This is a genomic window from Limisphaera sp. 4302-co (assembly GCF_049537155.1).
Lineage (GTDB): Bacteria > Verrucomicrobiota > Verrucomicrobiia > Limisphaerales > Limisphaeraceae > Limisphaera.
On sequence record NZ_JBMVQZ010000005.1, the window covers coordinates 171,663 to 190,448 of the forward strand.

The 18,786-nt window shown below is 65.5% G+C and carries 14 protein-coding genes; all 14 read right to left on the reverse strand.

What is annotated here, in order from left to right; all coding sequences use genetic code 11:
- Nucleotides 1-10 precede the first annotated feature (10 nt).
- The 14 genes from gltB to ACPDIX_RS07455 all read right to left on the reverse strand — a co-directional run bounded on the left by gltB (nucleotide 11) and on the right by ACPDIX_RS07455 (nucleotide 18,785).
- Nucleotides 11-4,636, reverse strand: coding sequence for a glutamate synthase large subunit (gene gltB, locus ACPDIX_RS07390; protein ID WP_423431179.1), 4,626 nt, complete (start codon nucleotides 4,634-4,636; stop codon nucleotides 11-13).
- Between the two features lie 345 nt (nucleotides 4,637-4,981).
- Nucleotides 4,982-5,908 (reverse strand): hypothetical protein, encoded by a 927-nt coding sequence (locus tag ACPDIX_RS07395; RefSeq protein WP_423431140.1) that lies wholly within the window; start codon nucleotides 5,906-5,908, stop codon nucleotides 4,982-4,984.
- A gap of 200 nt (nucleotides 5,909-6,108) precedes the next feature.
- Complete coding sequence (locus ACPDIX_RS07400) at nucleotides 6,109-6,609, reverse strand: hypothetical protein (RefSeq protein WP_423431141.1); 501 nt, start codon at nucleotides 6,607-6,609, stop codon at nucleotides 6,109-6,111.
- A 47-nt stretch (nucleotides 6,610-6,656) separates the two neighbouring features.
- The gene (locus tag ACPDIX_RS07405; protein WP_423431142.1) at nucleotides 6,657-7,556 is read right to left on the reverse strand and encodes an LpxI family protein; all 900 of its coding nucleotides are present in this window, start codon (nucleotides 7,554-7,556) and stop codon (nucleotides 6,657-6,659) included.
- A 51-nt stretch (nucleotides 7,557-7,607) separates the two neighbouring features.
- Nucleotides 7,608-8,231 (reverse strand): uracil phosphoribosyltransferase, encoded by a 624-nt coding sequence (upp, locus tag ACPDIX_RS07410; protein ID WP_423431143.1) that lies wholly within the window; start codon nucleotides 8,229-8,231, stop codon nucleotides 7,608-7,610.
- A 14-nt stretch (nucleotides 8,232-8,245) separates the two neighbouring features.
- Nucleotides 8,246-9,322, reverse strand: coding sequence for a signal peptide peptidase SppA (gene sppA, locus ACPDIX_RS07415; protein ID WP_423431144.1), 1,077 nt, complete (start codon nucleotides 9,320-9,322; stop codon nucleotides 8,246-8,248).
- 1,172 nt (nucleotides 9,323-10,494) lie between these two features.
- Nucleotides 10,495-11,034 carry a hypothetical protein gene (locus ACPDIX_RS07420; RefSeq protein WP_423431145.1) on the reverse strand — a complete coding sequence of 180 codons (540 nt, stop codon included), beginning with the start codon at nucleotides 11,032-11,034 and terminating at the stop codon, nucleotides 10,495-10,497.
- On the reverse strand, nucleotides 11,021-11,677 hold the full coding sequence (locus ACPDIX_RS07425; protein ID WP_423431146.1) for a hypothetical protein: 657 nt from the start codon (nucleotides 11,675-11,677) through the stop codon (nucleotides 11,021-11,023). The genes ACPDIX_RS07420 and ACPDIX_RS07425 overlap by 14 nt, the downstream gene beginning before the upstream one ends.
- Before the next feature lie 28 nt (nucleotides 11,678-11,705).
- Nucleotides 11,706-14,075, reverse strand: coding sequence for a molybdopterin-dependent oxidoreductase (locus ACPDIX_RS07430; RefSeq protein WP_423431147.1), 2,370 nt, complete (start codon nucleotides 14,073-14,075; stop codon nucleotides 11,706-11,708).
- Nucleotides 14,072-14,335 carry a chaperone NapD gene (locus ACPDIX_RS07435; RefSeq protein ID WP_423431148.1) on the reverse strand — a complete coding sequence of 88 codons (264 nt, stop codon included), beginning with the start codon at nucleotides 14,333-14,335 and terminating at the stop codon, nucleotides 14,072-14,074. The genes ACPDIX_RS07430 and ACPDIX_RS07435 overlap by 4 nt, the downstream gene beginning before the upstream one ends.
- A gap of 13 nt (nucleotides 14,336-14,348) precedes the next feature.
- Complete coding sequence (locus tag ACPDIX_RS07440) at nucleotides 14,349-15,791, reverse strand: multiheme c-type cytochrome (RefSeq protein WP_423431149.1); 1,443 nt, start codon at nucleotides 15,789-15,791, stop codon at nucleotides 14,349-14,351.
- On the reverse strand, nucleotides 15,788-17,059 hold the full coding sequence (gene dsrP / locus ACPDIX_RS07445) for a sulfate reduction electron transfer complex DsrMKJOP subunit DsrP (protein ID WP_423431150.1): 1,272 nt from the start codon (nucleotides 17,057-17,059) through the stop codon (nucleotides 15,788-15,790). The genes ACPDIX_RS07440 and dsrP overlap by 4 nt, the downstream gene beginning before the upstream one ends.
- Nucleotides 17,056-18,030 (reverse strand): 4Fe-4S dicluster domain-containing protein, encoded by a 975-nt coding sequence (locus tag ACPDIX_RS07450; RefSeq protein ID WP_423431151.1) that lies wholly within the window; start codon nucleotides 18,028-18,030, stop codon nucleotides 17,056-17,058. The genes dsrP and ACPDIX_RS07450 overlap by 4 nt, the downstream gene beginning before the upstream one ends.
- Nucleotides 18,027-18,785 carry a hypothetical protein gene (locus tag ACPDIX_RS07455; RefSeq protein WP_423431152.1) on the reverse strand — a complete coding sequence of 253 codons (759 nt, stop codon included), beginning with the start codon at nucleotides 18,783-18,785 and terminating at the stop codon, nucleotides 18,027-18,029. Before ACPDIX_RS07455 ends, ACPDIX_RS07450 begins: the two co-directional genes overlap by 4 nt.
- Nucleotide 18,786 lies beyond the last annotated feature (1 nt).

Genomic DNA, 18,786 nt, shown 5'->3' on the forward strand with positions numbered 1-18,786 from the left:
ACCGGGCGCATCAACCTCCGCCGATGCGGGCGGCGTCCTTGGTGTTTTCGATGAAGGCCGCCATGATGGCTTCCTCGCCGCTGAGGCCGGCCTCGCGCACCTTGCGCATGGCCGCCAGGACGCGGGCATAGTCCTTGGGCAGAACCTTCACAAACCGGGGCACGTAATCCTTCCACGACACGAGGATCGTGGCGGCCCGGCGGCTGCCGGTGTATTCCTCGTGCCGCTCGATCATGCGGCGGACCTCGGCGATCTCCTCCTCGTCCTCCAACCGGCAGAGCATGACCATGTCCTGGTTGCACCGGCGCGGGAAGTCACCGTCCAGGTCCAGCACGTAGGCAATCCCGCCGGACATGCCGGCGGCGAAGTTCTTGCCGGTCCGCCCCAGCACGACCACCCGTCCGCCGGTCATGTATTCGCAACCGTGGTCGCCCACACCCTCCACGACGGCGTAGGCACCGGAATTGCGGACGCAGAACCGTTCCCCGGCCACGCCGCACACGTAAGCCTCGCCGCTGGTGGCGCCGTAGAGCGCGACGTTCCCGATGATGATGTTCTCCTCGGGCGCAAAGGTGGAGCCACGGGGCGGCCGGGCGATGAGTTTGGCCCCGGAAAGGCCCTTGCCGAAGTAGTCGTTGGCGTCGCCTTCGAGATCGAACGTGATGCCGCGCGGCATGAAGGCGCCAAAGCTTTGTCCGGCCGAACCCTTGAAGTGAATGCGGATGGTGTCCTCGGGCAGGCCGGCCTCACCGTAGCGGCGCGTGACCTCGCTTCCCAGCATGGTGCCCACCACGCGGTGACAGTTGCGGATGGGCAGCACCGCCCGCACGGGTTCGCCCCGTTCGAGCGCCGGTGCGCACAGCCGCAGCAGCAGCTGCCGATCCATGGTCTGGTCCAGGCCGTGATCCTGCAGTTCCTGGCAGAACCGTTTCACGAAGGGCGAGACCTCCGGCTGGTGGAAGATGCTGGAGAAATCCAGCCCGCGGGCCTTCCAGTGTTCGATGGCGCGGTTGACGTCCAGCTTGTCGGTCCGCCCGATCATGTTGTTGAGGGTGCGGAATCCGAGCTTGGCCATGAGCTCGCGGACCTCCATGGCGATGAAGCGCATGAAGTTCACCACGTGCTCCGGCTTGCCCATGAAATGCTCGCGCAGACGCGGGTCCTGCGTAGCCACTCCGACCGGACAGGTGTTTTTGTGACAGACCCGCATCATGATGCAGCCCATGGACACGAGGGCCGTGGTGGCGAAGCCGAACTCCTCGGCCCCGAGCAACGCGGCAATCACGACGTCGCGCCCGGTCTTGAGCTGGCCGTCCACCTCCACTGCGATCCGGCCGCGCAGGTTGTTGAGCAGAAGCGTTTGATGCGTCTCTGCCAACCCCAGTTCCCACGGGATGCCGGCGTGTTTGATCGAGGTCAGCGGGGAGGCGCCGGTGCCGCCGTCGTGTCCACTGATCAACACCACGTCGGCATGGGCCTTGGCCACGCCGGCCGCGATGGTGCCCACGCCCACCTCGGCCACCAGCTTGACACTGATCCGGGCCTCGTGGTTGGCATTCTTCAGGTCGTGGATGAGCTGCGCCAGGTCCTCGATCGAGTAGATGTCATGGTGCGGGGGTGGCGAGATCAGGCCCACCCCGGGCGTCGAGTGCCGGGTCTTGGCGATCCACGGGTACACCTTGTGACCGGGCAATTGGCCGCCCTCGCCGGGCTTGGCGCCCTGGGCCATCTTGATCTGGATTTCCTGGGCATTGACCAGGTAAAGGCTGGTCACGCCGAACCGGCCTGAGGCGACCTGCTTGATGGCGCTGTTCTTGGAGTCGCCGTTGGGGAGCGGCTTGTAGCGTTCGGGGTCCTCGCCGCCCTCGCCGGTGTTGCTCTTGCCACCGATCCGGTTCATGGCGATGGCCAGGGTTTCGTGCGCCTCCTTGCTGATGGAGCCGTAGCTCATCGCCCCGGACTTGAACCGGCGCATGATGCTCTCGATGGGTTCGACCTCCTCCAGCGGGATCGGCTTGGGCGCGAACTTGAGCTCGAACAGCCCGCGAAGGGTGCAGAGGTTGCGGGCCTGCTCGTCCACCGCGCGTGAGTACTCCTTGAAGGCCTGGTAATCGTTGTTCCGCACGGCCTGTTGGAGTTTGTGGATGGTCGTGGGATTGAAGAGGTGGAACTCGCCATCCGCACGCCACTGATACTGGCCGCCGGAGTCCAGCGCCCGCGAGCCATCCGCACGGTCCACAAAGGCCGCCTGATGACGTTCGATCGTCTCCCGGGCGATCTCCTCCAGACCAACCCCTTCGATCCGCGACGGCGTCCAGGTGAAGTACTTGTCCACGAAGTCGCGTCGCAGACCGATGGCTTCGAAGATCTGGGCTCCCCGGTAGCTCTGCAGGGTGGAGATCCCCATCTTCGAGGCGACCTTGAGGATCCCCTTCACCGCGGCCTTGATGTAATTCTTGCGCGCCTTTTCGCGGTCGACCTGCAGCAGCCCGGCATCGATCAACTTGTCCAGCGTGTCCAGCGCCAGATACGGGTTGATGGCACTGGCCCCGTAACCGACCAGGAGGGCGAAGTGGTGCACCTCGCGGGGTTCGCCCGATTCCAAGACCAGACTGCACAGGGTGCGGCTGCCCTGCCGGATGAGGTGGTGATGGAGGCCGGAGATGGCCAGCAACGCCGGGATGGGCGCCATCTCGGCGCTCAACCCGCGGTCGGACAGGATGAGGATGTTCGCACCGTCCCGGATGGCCTCGTCGGCCTTGCGATACAGTTCCTCCAGAGCCTGTTCCAGTCCGCGGGCGCCTTGGGCCACGGGGAACAGGATGGGAAAGGTGACGGCCTTGAACCCGGGTCGCTGGATGTTCTTGATCTGTGCCAGTTCCTCGTTGGCGATGATGGGCCCTTCCAACTTGATGAACCGGCAGCTCTCGGGCGTGGGCTCCAACAGGTTGCCCTCCCGGCCGAGGGCGGTCTCGGTGGAGGTGACGATGGCCTCCCGCAGATAATCAATCGGCGGGTTGGTCACCTGGGCGAACAACTGCTTGAAATAGTTGTACAGCAGCTGAGGCCGGTTGGACAGGACCGCCAACGGGGTGTCGTTGCCCATGGAACCCACGGGTTCCACCCCATCCGTGGCCATGGGCGCCAGAATCATCCGCTCGTCCTCGAAGGTGTACCCGAAGGCGCGCTGCAGCCGCACCAGTTCCGGCTCGGGCGGGCGCGCGGGTGCGGGGGCCTCCGGGAGGTCGTCCAATTGAAGCACGTAGCGATCCAGCCACTCGCGGTAGGGATGCTCGGTGGCGATGGAGTGCTTCAGTTCCTCGTCGGCCACGATCCGTCCCTGCTCGGTGTCCACCAGCAGCATCCGGCCCGGCTGCAGCCGGCCCTTGTACTCCACGCGATCGGCGGGCACGTCCAGCACACCGACCTCGGAAGCCAGGATGAGCAGGTCGTCCTTGGTGACGTAGTAGCGCGAGGGCCGCAGCCCGTTACGGTCCAGAACGGCTCCGATACGGATGCCGTCGGTGAAGGAGACCGAGGCCGGGCCGTCCCACGGTTCCATGAGGAATCGGTGGAACTCGTAGAACGCCCGCTTCTCCGGGCTCATGAAGGGGTTGTGCTGCCAGGGCTCCGGGATCATCATCATGACCGCGTGCGGCAGGCTGCGGCCGGCCAACACCAACAGCTCGAGGCAGTTGTCGAACATGGCCGAGTCACTTCCGTCCGGAGCAATCACCGGCAGGATCTTGGGCAGGTCGTCTCCAAAGGCCCGTGACCGGAAGAGCGCCTCGCGGGCGTGCAACCAGTTGATATTCCCGCGCAGCGTGTTGATCTCGCCGTTGTGCGCAATGTACCGGTAGGGATGCGCACGGTCCCAGCTCGGGAACGTGTTGGTGCTGAAACGGGAGTGCACCAGTGCGAGCGCGCTGGTCATCAGCGGGTCGCTCAACTCCGGGTAATAGGTCCGAAGCTGCTCGGCCGTGAGCATGCCCTTGTACACCAGCGTCCGGTGGGAAAGCGAGCAGGCGTAAAACCACCGGCCCCACGGTTCACCGCTGTACCGGATCTTTTTCTCGGCCATGCGGCGCACAACGTAAAGCTTGCGCTCGAAGGCCTGGTCGTCCCTCAGGGCGGCGGGCCGGCCGATGAAGGCCTGGCGCATGTAGGGCTCGCAAGAGCGGGCGGTGGCGCCCAGGTTGCCGTTGTTGGTCGGGACATCGCGCCAGCCCAGGAACTCCAGCCCTTCCTCCTCCACCACCCGCACGAAGGCGGCCTCGCACCGCTGGCGGTCCTCCCGGTTGGGGGGCAGGAAGATCAACCCGCAGCCGTATTGTTTCTCCCCCGGCAGACGCAGGCCGATCTCGTCACAGGCCTGTTGCAGGAACTCGTGCGGCATCTGCAGCAAAATGCCCGCACCATCGCCGGTGTTGCTCTCGCATCCGCAGGCACCCCGGTGACGCAGGTTCTCCAAAATGGTCAGCGCGTCCGTGACGATGTTGTGGGATTTCTTGCCCTTGACATGGACGACGAAGCCCACCCCACAGGCCTCGTGCTCGAATCGTGGATCGTAAAGCCCCTGTGCCTGCGGATAGCCCGGTGGGCAAACCGCCTGCGAACCGTTCCGTTCCTGCGACATGTCTTCAGCGCTCATTCGGTACACTTCTCGCCTGTCCCGACACCGTCGTCGGCAGGTCGAGCGTATTTAATATGAAAAGCCCCCCGCTGCAACCGGTTTGTTGCAAAAGGGGCACCGCCGGGCACCGCGTCCGATCCCACACGTGAGGAAGTCAGCCAAACCCTCCGACTGCCCTCGCCGGGGCGCGTCGCGCGGATCGCAGCCCCCAGCTTCCGCGGATGCCCCGTCTGCATCTCCCCGGCGCCCCAAATGACGGGCATCGAGCTCGAGCCGCGGCAGTCACCGGCTCCGATCCGGCATCCGGATGGGAGAGGGAAGAACGCCCGCCCGGGTTTCTCGGCCTTTTCATTGCCCGGCGGGACGCAGCTCCACCTCCACGATCTCCGTGAAAGAAAGGGGTATCTCCTCCACGCCGGCGCCCTTCTGCACCTCGACGTGCATGTCCGTCGCAGTGATCCGTGTGATGCGATTGACGACGTACTGTTGCTTGGCCGTCTTGAGGATTAGCACCTTGCTCTTGTCGCGGCGGACCATGCCGAAAAACGAGCTGAACCGCGTTTCGAAGAACCGCCGGTTGAAAGCGTACTCGCCTTTCTTGAAAACCGTGGGTTCGGCCGGTTTGGCCGCCGCCGGGGCCGGGGTTTCTCGGGCCAGTTGCAACCCGGCGCCAATGGTGGGCGGGGCCGCCGCCGCCGCGGCGGCCTCCGCCCCGGCCCCGACCGGTTCTTCCTGCTTCGGAATCCGCGTCGGCAGGGCCAGGAAGATGATCTGGGGAATCACCGGACAAATGGCCGCCAATCCCATGACCAGGGCCAAAGGCTGTGCCCGATAGATCGCAATTTCGTACGCCGAATAGAGGTTGGCTGCGTACAACGCCAGCAGGATGACCAGTCCCACCGACGACCCCCACAGACCGGCCCAGAAAGCGGGATCTTCCGGCCGCGTAAGCTTGCCTTCCACGGGCCGCGGTTTGGGCAACGGGGGCCGGGCTTGCTCGGGCTCCTCCTCCTCGATGACGAACACCTCCGCGAACTGCGCCATCTTCGGGTCCTTGGCCAATTCCCGCAGTGTTTCTTGATCGAAGCGGTCCCAGGGGATCCGGTTGGAGTATCGCCCGCTGGGCAGGCGGAAGACCACACCTCGTTCGTTCGGTGAAACCGGTTCGCCCTCCACCGTGCTGCCGTCGGTCAACCGGTAAACCGCAGCCGGGAGCGTGGCTGCCCCACCCAGCACCAGCAGCGCCACCAGAATCGTGATCCCTAGCTTTCGCACGGCCTCATCCGATACCCCAAAAACCGACCCTTGCGCAAAGGAAAACCGGCCGGCAACGGTCCCTCCTTCGGCTGCCCGGTCTTTTTTACAGCGGAACCTCGCCCTCCGTCACGCTCCCCGGGCCGAAGCCGGGCTCACCCCGCCCCCACGCCAGGCTCGTCAGGAGCCCCGGGAGTCCACGCCCGCGAGGGGTTCAAGGTTCAGCCACCGACCTGCAGGCGGGCGTCTTCGTTGAGCAACCGGGTCAGGTTCTCCCAGTTCACCTCGTTCATTTCGTTGAATGCGTGGAGGTAAACGGCCACCACCTCGGCGGGATACTTGCCCAGCAGGGTCTCCACGGCGTTGCGGAGTTTGTCATCCTCCACCTTCTCCGGCAGGGTTTCCACCACGCCGTCCTGGTGCGGAATGCCAAGCGCGTCCAGGAAATCAGCGAGCATGGCCTTGTGCTTTTTCAACAGCCAGGCGCGGATCAACGTGGCGGCGGCGGCGTCCAGCGAAGGTCGTGTGAGGGTGTTGAGAATCAGGGGGTCCCGCTGCGCACGCGGTTGCCGCAACAGATAGACCGGCCGGACCCGCCGCGCTTCGGCCACCGCAGCCAGGGCGGCCTTGTAGGTCGGCTTGTCCTCGGCAAAGGCAAAATTCAAGATATCCGCCGCCAACGAGGGCGACATGAACCCGATCAGTTCGTGTGACTTCAGCATGAACCTTCCACCCGCTTGATGATCCGGCCCGGACCTGCGCCGGTGCGTCAGGCCGGGCCGACCGTCAGGAAGCTAATCTTGTGCCGCCGGGCCAGCTCGCCGCAAGTCTCCTCTTCAAGGACCAGACTGCGACCGGCCTCGAAGGCGAAAACGGCAACCCCCGCCCGGGCGCAGGTCTCCAGCGTGGCCGGTCCCACGCACGGGATGTCGAACCGCATGTCGTGTCCTTCCTTGGCCACCTTCACCGCCACGGCCCCGCCATCGGGCCCGGCCAGTTCGCCCCCTCGCAACAGGCAACGGTCGGTCCCCTCGAAGGCCTCCACCGCCAGGACCGTGCCCTGCTTCACCACCACGAGCTGACCAATGTCCAGTCGCGCGATTTCCCGGGCCATCCGGTAGCCGAAAGAGACGTCCTCCCACTGCTCCGGGGTGGGTTCGGGGCCCAACCGGTACCCCGCCCCCTTCATCAGCGGGCGCAACCAAGGGGTGGCCGCCAGGACTTCGATACCCTCCTGGCGCAGTTCCTCGACCACCGCGCCGAAGATCGTGTGAGCATTGCGCTCTTTCAGGCGCATGAGCAGGGCCAGCGCACGGAGGTCCGGGCGCACCTCGTAAAGCCGTTTGGGTGCAATCTGTCCCGCCATCACACAGTGGCGCACCCCCCGTTCGCGCAGCGCGCGGATCAAGCGTTCCAACTGGCCCACCCGGACCCATGCCATCTCGTCCACCCACCGGGCCAGGGCGGGATCGGTCTCCCCTTCGAACCCCACCGCGACGAGTCGCTTCACACCGGCGGCCTTCGCCTGCCGCGCCAGAAGGATCGGCAACGAACGGTTCCCGGCGATCAAACCCAGCGTGTCGAGTCGCGGGGGAGCGTCCTGGTTGGCGGAAACCTGGAGGTCGGGTGCCCGACCCTCCCCACCGTGCTGTGGACCCGGAGGCGACATGCCCGTTGCCACACGTTTCCTGCGGAAAATGCCCATCACCGATCCCCACCCTCAGGTCCCGAACAAGCGGTCGCCGGCATCCCCCAGTCCGGGCAGGATGAACCCGCGGTCATTCAGTTCCCGATCAATCGCCGCCGTGAACACCGGGACCCGTGGATGCCGCGCGCGCACGGCCCGTATGCCCTCCGGCGCCGCCACCAAATGGATCATCCGCAACCGCCGGGCCCCGGCAGAGGTCAAACGGTCCAAGGCCTTCAACGCACTCCCGCCCGTGGCCAGCATGGGATCCATGACCAGCACCTCGAACCGGTGCAACCCTTCGGGGAGACTCTCGTGATAAAAGGCGGCTTCCAAGGTGGACTCCTCCCGGCGCAACCCAAGGAAGCCCACCCGCGCATGGGGAATGAGCCGCAGGATCCCTTCCAACATGCCCAATCCGGCCCGCAACACGGGCACCAACAGCACCTCCCGTTCAAGCTCGCACCCCTCCGTCCGTTCCAGCGGGGTTTCCACCTGGCACCGCCGCACCCGGAGGGATCGAGTGGCCTCGTACACCATCAAACCGGCCACCTCGGCCAGAAGCCTGCGAAACTCCTGGGGCGGCGTCCGCCGGTCCCGCAACCGCGTCAGGTTGTGCCGGATCAGCGGATGACGGATGACGGTCACCCCGGTCAAGCCATCTTCCTCCCTCAGGGAACCAGCGCCGGTGGCAGGAAGTACAGGTGGCCGGTCCGCAGTTTCGGCAGTTCCACCCCCAGGTCCACCCGCACAGGCTCGACCCGCGCCCTGCCGAACAGCGGGAACAGATCGGCGAACGTCAAACGCCGCTGATAACGCACCACGTTGGCGTCCTCGATCCCGGCCAATGCAAGGGCCCGTTCCCTGGCGGTCTCAAAGTTGCCCAGCTCATCCACAAAACCCAGTCGGTAGGCCTCCGCCCCGGAGAACACGCGGCCATCGGCGTAATCTTCCCAGTTCTCCACCAGCCGGCGGCCCTCCGGATCGTTGGCCTCCGCAGCGGCGTTTCGCCCCTCGGCCACCACCTCCTTGAACCGGTCAAACACTTCGTCAATCAGCGCCTGCAACATTTCCCGTTCCTCGGGCGGAATTTCGGAAGGATCCCGCGCCCCGCTGAGCATGTCCTTGAACCGGCCACTCTTGTACGTGTAGGGACGGATGCCCACCTTGTCCATCAACCCCCGGTAGTTCCATGTGGACAGAATCACGCCGATGCTGCCCGTCAATGTCATCTCATTGGCGACAATCCACCGGCTGCCCACCGCAACGTAATACCCGCCCGAGGCCGCCACATTCTCCATCACCGCCACCACCGGCTTGTCATGCTCCTCCTGAAAGCGCCGGATGGCCCGGTAAAGCTCGTCCGATGCAATCACCTCGCCGCCCGGGGAGTTGATCCGCAGGATCACCGCACGGACCCGATGATCCTCACCCGCCCGCTTGAGCTGGGCTCGAATGAGGTCCACCAGATCGTAACCCATCGGATCCATGAAGTCGCTGCTGATGATCCCCTCCAGGTCCACCACGGCGACCTTCCACGCCGCGTCGTGATCCTCCAACAGCACCTCCTCCAATCGCGGACCTCCTCCCCGTGCCGCTGCCATCGACACGCTCTCCAGATGCAGCAGCCCGGAAACAAGCGTCCATGTCGCCCAGAGCCCGAAGCCGACGAACGCCAGCACGATCAACCACACCCAGCCGCGGCGACGGCGGCCGCCGGAGGCCGGAGTACCGGTGGGGCGAATCACGGGCGGAACCCCCGCTCCCGTGGACGCGCCTCCCGCACCCCATCCACCCGACGCAGAAGCCCCAGGTTGGTCGGAAGGGTCGTATGTCATGCCCTGACGCTAGTCAAAGGCCCGCCCGGCTGCAAGAGCCCGACCAAGGTCGTCAACCCGCCCCGTTCGGCCGCGGCGCCGCGCGGCGGCGTTCCGGCGCCCGGTCTCCTTCCGCCCACCCGGCGGCCCCCCCAGCCCCGGCCCTGAACACGACCTGGCCGTTGTCCCCAGAAATGGGGATACCGGAAGCCGTCCGCTTGTGGCACGTTGGCGTCAGCTGGAGCGAGAAAAAGGCAGTTCGAACTACCGTGTGCGATCCAGAAAGTGGGAACTGCCACACTGCGCCAGGCGAGACAATTTCGGTGCTTGGAGTCTCGAGCAAACGGGCCGGACAAACGTCCGGCCCGAATGCTTGAGACGCCCCTAGCCCGGAGACCCGCCGTGACCCAGCCGGCCACGTACGTTTCCTGACCGCACTTCACACCGGACGATTCCGACGGCCCCGCCTCGCATCACCCATCCACCAAGCGACGCACACCCAGGGTGACCAGGAAACCGCCGCACAATCCGAGCACAATTCCTCAGGGTGGCAACTCCCAGGACTTCCACCGGACCGGGGACGTCCCCACCTCCGCGACACCTCCGCCAAAAATCCCCAAACACCGAACAACACCGTCCCGCCAGGAAAGCCGGGCCCCGCATCCCAAAAGATGGCACTCAGACAAAACCAAGGCATATCGTGCAGCTCTGCGCCGCAGACCGGGAAGGTGAAGCATGCTGCCCAGGCCCGGGGCACCCGTCTCCGCAGAGGGGCGTACACATGGTGCCAGAGTGCGTATCGGTACAACGGGTTCCATCCACGCCAGAAGGCGGCAAAAGACGGAGCAAAAAACGGACCGATCAACAACCGCGTCACCGCCGACACCAGTCCGGTTGCCCCCGCGTGACTTCGCCGGAGGAACCGCTCGAACGGGGAGCCCTCAACTTCCGGGACCGCGTGTGCAACATTGATTTCGATCGCGCATCCGGACGGACGGGAACGCCGGTGGCGCAAGCCGACACTCCCGGCCGGACGCTCCCGAATGAGCAGACGCCGGGAAGACCCAAACCCGGCCAGCCACACAACCACTGCCCGACCCCGCTCAGCCTTCGCAGCCACCGGCCCAGCGTGCTTCGGCCCCGCACCAATCGGCCAGCTCGCACAGTCGCTGGTAATACTCCTCCTCCATCAGGCCGAGCAGCGTGGCCCCGTAGAGCAGACAGTGCTCGTCGCGGATGACCGGACCGTAATTGATCACCGGCACCATGTAGGCCACGGCCGCCACCACATCGTGGGGCCGCTGGCGCAGACACGGCCGCACGTAGAGCACGCGTCCCTGACCGGTGGAATCGCGAAAGTCCAACCCCGGCTCGGCAAACTGGTGGGCTGCCATCTCACCGAATTCAAAGACCAACCGGACCGGGTGACGAAGACAATCCGGATCCTGCAGAAACCGCGGTAATTTCTCGAAAGTCAGGGGCGCATACTTCGCGTGAGCCACCACCGCCTGCGCGTGGAGGTGCTCCCGCAGGGCTGCCTGGCCGAGGGCTTCCCACTCTTCAGACGAGAGCCGGCGCAGCCGGGCCGGATCGCGCAGCTCCGGCCCGGCCGGGCAGCAGACTTTTTGTTCACTCTCCTGCATGGTGCACAAACGGTCCCGAGGCCAGCACCGGCCCGGCCGGGGCCTTGCCCGCGTCGGGCACGTGACATTGCAGACACTGTGACCGCCACGGGTGTGCCGTGGCGATTCTCTGCCGGCCGGTCGGCCCGTGACAAGCCAGACAGTTCTCCCTCATGCCGATCGGGTGAGGCACCGTGGGCGGGGCGAACGGGTGCGCCCGGTCACCCTTGCCCCAGCCCTCCAGACCCGTGAACTCGTTGGTGCGAAACACCGGCACGTCCCGCAGGCTGCCATTGACGTGACACTGCTGGCACTGGGTGAACTCCGCATGCGGCACCGGCGCGATGGCCCGCTGCCTTTTTTCGATGCGGTCCTCGCGGGCGTGGCATTCGAGGCAGTAACGGCCGTCCCGGTCCCCGGCAAAGGAATGCGGCATGACCGGCGGGGCCCCCGCGAAGGCGCGCCGGCCGGCGGCACCCGGTCGGGGTTCCAACCACGCAGCGGCATCGCTTGCGGACCTCCCCGCCCCCGCGGCCGGCGGCACATCCCCTGTGGCGGGACCCACCGTTTCATCCTGCGCCAGAGTGCCCGGCCCGGCCGCGCCCCACGCCGCCAGGCCCAGCCCGATCCAGACCGCCCATCGTTTTCGGTTCGTGCATTTCATCGTGGCGCACCCCCGCTGCTCCGCCGGTTCAAACCTTCTCCACTGCCACCGCGCACTTCTTGTAGTCAGGCTCCTTGGAAAGCGGGCAGAAGGCATCCAGGGTCAGCCGGTTGATCAGTGCCTCCTCCGCAAAGAACGGCACGAACACCGAACCGCGAGCCGGCGTGCTGCGACCACCCACCCAGGCCGGCAACACCAGTTGGCCCCGTCGCGTCCGCAGCCGCACACGGTCGCCCGTGCGAATGCCCAGACGTGCCGCATCCTCCGGATGCAATTCCACATAGGCACCGGGCATGGCCCGGTGCAGTTGGGGCACCCGGCGGGTCATCGTGCCGGTGTGCCAGTGTTCGAGCACCCGCCCCGTGCACAACCAGAACGGGTACTGGTCGTCCGGCACCTCCGGCGGCGGCTCGTATGGACGCGCCCAGATGAAGGCCTTTCCATCCTTCAGCTTGCCCCAGTAAAACTCCACGCCACGGCCCGGCTGCACAAAAGGATCCTCCCCTTCGACGAACCGACGGGCCGTCTCCCGCCACCGGCCGGTGGCGTCCTTCACCACCGGCCAGCGCATGCCCCGGGCCTTCACCAGTTCCTCGTAAGGCGCCAGGCAGTAGCGCTTCATCTCGGTGAACGGCCGGTACTCCTCATACATCAGCCGGCTCACGTTCACCTGGCGGAACACCTCCCACTTCCAGATTTCCAGAGGCCGACCCTGCTCGTCCTTGTAGGTGAAGAGGAACTCGCCGTCCCGGTCTTTCATCCCCGGATGGCCGAGCTCGTACAGACGCCGCGCCACTGCGATCACCTGCCACAAATCGTCCCTGGCCTGACCCGGTGGGTCCACCATCCGAAACCATTGCTGGGTCCGCCGCTCGCTGTTGCCGTACAGCCCGTTTTTTTCCACCCACATGGCGGAGGGCAGCACCACCGTGGCCAGCTCGGTCGTCGCCGTCGGATACACGTCCGAAACAACCACAAACCGCTCCCGCAGGCGGTCGGCCAGCTTGTGCAGATTCGGAAGCGACTGCGCCGGGTTGGTCACCTGGATCCAGACCCCCGTCAGTTCACCCCGGGCCAACGCATCGAACATCGCCACCGCATGGTAACCGGGCTTGGCAGAAATCCGACCCGGCGGCAGCTTCCAGAGCTCTTCACACTGCCGGCGATGTTCCTCGTTGGCCACCAGCCGGCCTCCCGGCAACGCATGGGCCAGGGTGCCCACCTCGCGGCAGGTGCCGCACGCACTGGGCTGTCCGGTCAGCGAAAAGGCGGTGCTGCCCGGTTTGCCGAACTTGCCGCTCAGGAAGTGCACATTGTACAGCAGGTTGTTCATCCACGTGCCGCGGGTGTGCTGGTTCACGCCCATGCACCAGAGCGACAACACCCGCCGGGTCGGATCGGCAAACCGGTCGGCCAGCAACTGCAACTGGTCGGGGCGCACACCCGCCACCCTGGCCACATACTCCGGCGTGTAGGTTTCCAGCCACCGCGCGAACTCCTCGAAAGTCATCGGCTCGCCTTCGGCATCCGGGCCCTTGCGGAAATGGCAGTGCCGTTCCACCCAGGAGCGATCGTACCGGCCCGAGCGGATCAACAGGTGGCAGATGCCGTTGACAATGGCCAGGTCACCCTGCGGCCGAAACTCGATGTAATGATCCGCCTCTTCCGTGGAACGGGTTCGGCGCGTGGCCACGTCAAGGATCTCCACCCGTTCCCCCCGCGTGCGGCGGTCCACGATGCGCGACCACAGCACCGGATGCATTTCAGCCATGTTGTTGCCCCACAGGATCACCGTGTCGGCCGCGTCGAAGTCGTCGTAGCAACCGCCGGGCTCGTCCACGCCGTAGGTGGTCAGCATGCCCACCACCGCGCTGGCCATGCAGAGGCGCGCGTTGGGGTCCACATGGTTGTTCCCCAACCCGCCCTTCATGAACTTCATCACCGCGAAACCTTCGCAGATCGTCCACTGACCCGAACCGTAGAAGGCGAAGGTGGACGGACTGCGCAGGATCTCCCGCGCGATCCGGTCAATGGCCTCCTCCCAGGTGGCCGGCTCCAGCCGGCCGTTGCGCCGGATGAGCGGAGTCCTCAGCCGATCCCGGCCGTAAAGGGCCAGCCCGGCGTGATATCCCTTGGCACAAAGCAGGCCGCGGTTGACCGGGTTCTCCGGGTCGCCCTGCACGGCGACCACGCGGCCGTTGCGCACCCCCACCAGCACGCCACAACCGGTGCCGCAAAACCGGCAGGGGGCCTTGTGCCAGGCCAGGCCCGCTTCCGCCGGTTCCGCCCCCCGGACCCAGTGGCCGCTGAGGACCCCGCCGGCGAACGCCAGCGCCATCTGTTTGAGAAACTCGCGGCGACTGGCCGCGGTCCATGTTGCAGGTTGGGTTTCCTTCATCGTTGCACTCCGTTCGTCGCCGGGTCGTCCCAGCCCTCCTCGGTGTAGTGCCCCACCGGCACGACCTCCCGCACCCCGGGCAGGCCGGCCAGGCGCTCGCGCATCGCGTCCGCCGCCGCCTCGTCCGGCGTCACCGCCACCACCGCCAGCCCCTGCACATGGGCCGCGCCGACCTCGACCCCTTCCCAACCGGCCAACGCCCGTCGCACGCGCTGCTGGTCGGCACTCCGACACAACAGGATGTAGGCCGTCACCGGCATGGCACCCCGCGCGTCATTTCGAATAACGTTTCAGAAACTCGCGGCGCTGCGCCTCGCGGCGCGCCTTTTCCTCCGGATCCATCTTGCCCAGATACCACTTGTGATTGTCGTGGTTGAGGGTCTCCTCGATCAGCTTCTTGAGTTTCTCAGCCGCGGCGCGCCGGGCCGGATCGTCCGAGTGCAGGTTTTCCTCGGCCAGTTTCTGCAGCTCGGGGATGTACTCGGAATAGAAGTGCTTGGCCACCTCGTACATCCCGTGCCAATGCGTGTAATCCGGGCCCATCATGGAGGCGCCATGCCGCGCGCGGCGGCCCTCGTGATGCCAGAGTTCGTACCAGATGAAATCAATCTTGTGCGAGAACTGCGGCCCGGTCAGAAGCTCGCGCGCGGCCTGATACAGGGCCAGCCCCGGTTTGGCAAACTTCTCATGATACAGGTCGATCAGCGCATCGTACTGCTGGAAGAACGCGTCCACGTAGTTGGCATTGTGACAGTTCATGCAGACGTTCATCATGTTGGCCCGGCGTCTCTCCCAGGGCACGTCCTTGCCCGGCAGCCCGAGCTTGGCATCGGCCACCTCGGGCCGGATGGAGATCTCGGGCCGGTTGTTCCAGGAAATCCGCATGCCCACGTCGTGGGTGACGGGCTGATCCCGCGTCGCGCTCATGTGACAGGTGGCACAGGTGGGTGCCGCCGAATAATCCTCGCCCACCACCCACTTCGGATTGTCCAACGCCATCTTGTCCACGTTGGCCCGGTAGGCGATGCCGTGCTTCGACTCGTTGTAGATCTCCATCTGCGGATGATCCGGTCCCATGTGACACTTGCCGCAGGTGTCCGGTGTGCGGGCCTGCGCAGCGCTGAAGGCGTGCCGGGAATGACAGGCCGTGCAGGCACCCTCCGACCCGTCCGGATTGATCCGTCCGATCCCCGTGTTCGGCCACGTGGCCGGATCCGGCCGCCGATTCGGCAGCAGCTTCACCTCCGCCCCGTGGCACTGCCAGCAGCCCAGCACCGCCGCGGCGCTGTTGCCGTGCGGAAAGGCCGGCGTCTTGAAGGCGTTGTTGCCCTCCACCACCTCGGCCAGCGTGTTGTCGAGCGACCCCAGGATCCGCCCGCCCTTGGCATGATGCGAATCGCTGAATTCCTGCACCTCCTTTTCATGGCAGCGGGCGCAGTCCTTGGGCGTCACGATGGTGGCAATCAGCTGCCCGTAATGTTCGTAGGCGTCCGGATCGGTTTCCATGGCCATGTGGCACTCGTAACACCCCACGTTGGCCCGGAAATGTTTCGAGCTGCCCCACTGCTCGTAGATGACCGGACTTTCCTTCTTGTGACAGGCCACGCAGGCCGCGCTCTGCGGCGAGAGTTCCTTCAGCGTGAAACCCGCGTGTGCCGGCGTGCACAGGCCGAGGCTTGCCGCCCCGGCCAGAATGACTGCGATTCGCATCTTCATGTTCCCGTATCCCCTTGATTGCCCGTTGACGTTGTGCTTGTTAGGGAAAGCTCCCCCGGAGCGGCCGGACGCGCCCGCAGCGCGCCGCTCATGATCGGCACGGCCACGTGCAACATCCACGAATACAGCAGCGCACCCAGCGCCCAGATGCCGAGACAGACCAGCGTCTCGTTCCACGTGGGCAGGTACTCGACCACCTGCCCCAGCGGCGTGGGTACGAACCCCGGGACGATCAGGCCCATGCCCTTCTCGATCCAAATCCCCACAAAACACGTGATGCAGGCGAGGTTGAGCCACGCGATCCGCCTGGCCGCCGGCGTGATCAACAACAACAGACCCGCCGTGTCCAGTGCGATGGCCGTCCAGATCCACGGCACCAGGCCGTGATGACCGTGCAGACCGAAATAGAGATAGTGCGCCGCGGCCGCGTGCTGGGTGGGGAAGTAGAATTCGGTGAACAGCTCACATCCCAGCAGGAACATGTTGATGATCATGGCCACGGTCATGATCATGCGCAGGGTGTGCAGCGGCCGGTCACCGATGTGATAGTCGGTGAGCCGGCGTATGATCTGGAAGGTCAGGATCATCAGCGCCGGTCCCGCCACGAAGGCCGAGGCCAGGAACCGGGATGGTACCAGCGGATGGTGCCAGTAGCTGCGGCCCGCCAGACCCACGTACAGGAATGCCGTCACCGTGTGGATGCTGATGGCCCACACGATCGAGATGAACACGAACGGTACGTAAAAGGGCCTGGCCGGTTTCCGCCCGCGGTACCGGCAGTACAACAGATAACCGGAAATGTGCAGGTTCAGGAGCAGGTACCCGTTCAGGACGATCACGTCCCAGGAAAGGATGGAGCCCGGGAAGTTGAAGATCCCGAACGGCGGGATCATGTGATGGAATCGTTCGGGATGGCCCAGGTCCACCATCACGAAAGACAGACACATGATGATGACCGCGATGGCCATCAGCTCCCCGAACACCACGACCTCGTGCATGTGTTCCTGGCGGTAGATGTAGGCCGGGATCACCAGCATCACGGCTGCCGCCGCCACACCCACCAGGAAGGTGAAATTGGCAATGTAGGCCCCCCAGCTCACCTGGTTCGTCATCCCCGTCGTTTGCAGGCCCTCGACGAACTGGCGCGCCCACGCGTGCAGCCCCACCAGGACCAGCACCGTCAGGAAGCTCATCCAGGCGTAGAACTTCCATCCACCGGAGAAGGACAGCCGGGCCACGCGCAGCAGGAATGTCAGGTATTCCTTCATTTTTCGAAGAAATAGTAGAAACGCGGCAGGGTGCCGACCTCCTCCTTGAGGATGTACACGCGCTTGTTCCGCAGGATGTAACTGATCTCGCTGTCAGGATCGAGGAGGTTACCGAACACCCTCGCCCCCGTGGGGCAGACCTCCAGACAGGCCGGATATTTGCCCTCCCGGGTCCGGTGCAGGCAGAAGGTGCACTTCTCGACCACGCCTTTCGGCCGGATGCGGTTGCTGAGGTAACTCTGGTTCGGATTGATGGCCTCGGGCGGGATCGTCGGTTTCTTGTAGTTGAACCGGCGTGCGTCGTACGGACAGGCGGCCATGCAATAGCGACAGCCGATGCACCAATTGTAGTCCACCACCACGATGCCGTCGGGTTCCTGCCAGGTGGCCTGCACGGGACAGACCTTGGTGCAGGGGGACTGCCGGCACTGCTGGCATTGGACCGGCATGTAATACTTGTCCGGTTGCGGAACCCGCTCGGGATTGTAGTACACGTTGGAGGTTTCCAGGTTGATGGCGCCTTTCTGAAGTTCCAGCACCCGGATGTAGGACATCTCGATGTCGTCCGCGTCCTCGCGCGACTGGTTGTTTTCGCGCAGGCAGGCGTGGGCGCACTTGCGGCAGCCGATACACCGCGTGAGATTGAGCGCGTAGGCAAATTCCACACCGGGCATCGGCCGAATGTCGCGGATGTGCGGCCGCACGCCGTACTGGCGCTCGGTCTCCTCCTCCAGGCGCCGGAGAATGCGGTTCAGCTCCTCCGGAGTGAGTTCGCGATAATGCTTCTGCAACAGCTGCTCCAGCGTGATCTCGCCCCGTTCCAGCTCCAGCAACGGCCGCAACGCGGCCATCAGACCGGCCATCCCGACCAACGACGCCGCCGCGCCCTTGAGGAAGGTCCGCCTCGAGATCGGCTTGTACACCTCCTCGAGCGAACGCGAGGGTCCGGGTGTGGCTGCAGGGTCGTTCATGGTCGATGCAGGTTCCGGGCGGTTCGGGTGCGCTCGGGCGAGCCGGCCGCCCGCGGCGGATACCGCAGGGGCGGCAGAGGTTTCATGGGCGCAAAAGCCGGCCGATGCGGATCATGACACTGGATGCAGCGCAGTTGCGTCTGCGGTCCGCGTCGGGTGTCCCAGTAGCCGTTGCGACGGCCGTGCACGCCCGCTTTCCAGTCGCGGTAGATCGTTCCGTGGCACTTGGCGCAGAGCAGGACCACGTCCGGCTCCGGGATTTCCGAGCCATCATAGTCCACGAAGGCATTCCGGTTGGTGGGGTGATGACAGTTGAGACAGAACCGGTTGTTGCCGTGCTCGAGCCGGATGTCCTGGTGTTCTACCATCGGCCGGTCGTAATGCCACCGGGCCGGCAGCAGCTTGTGACATTCCATGCAGTTGTAGGTCCAGCCCAGCTTCACCAGATCCAGTCCCCTGGTGGCACGGGGCGGGGTTTTGTCCAGATGCGCGTCCCCGGGCAGTCCCACCGGCGGCTGCTGTGCCGGGGGCTTTTCCACCACGGGAAGTTCGACCGGAAAGGCGGCCACCGTGGTGTTCTGGCCACCGGCGGCAGTGCCCGGCGCAACCGGGGCAGACCCGCCCGACGCCCCGCCGCGCAAACCCAGGACCGGGACCATCACCACTGCCAACACGACGCTGCACCACTGCAGCACCGCCCGCACAGGCACTCCCGGCAACCGGTTCTCCCGGCTCGTCTGTGACCCTGTTGTCACG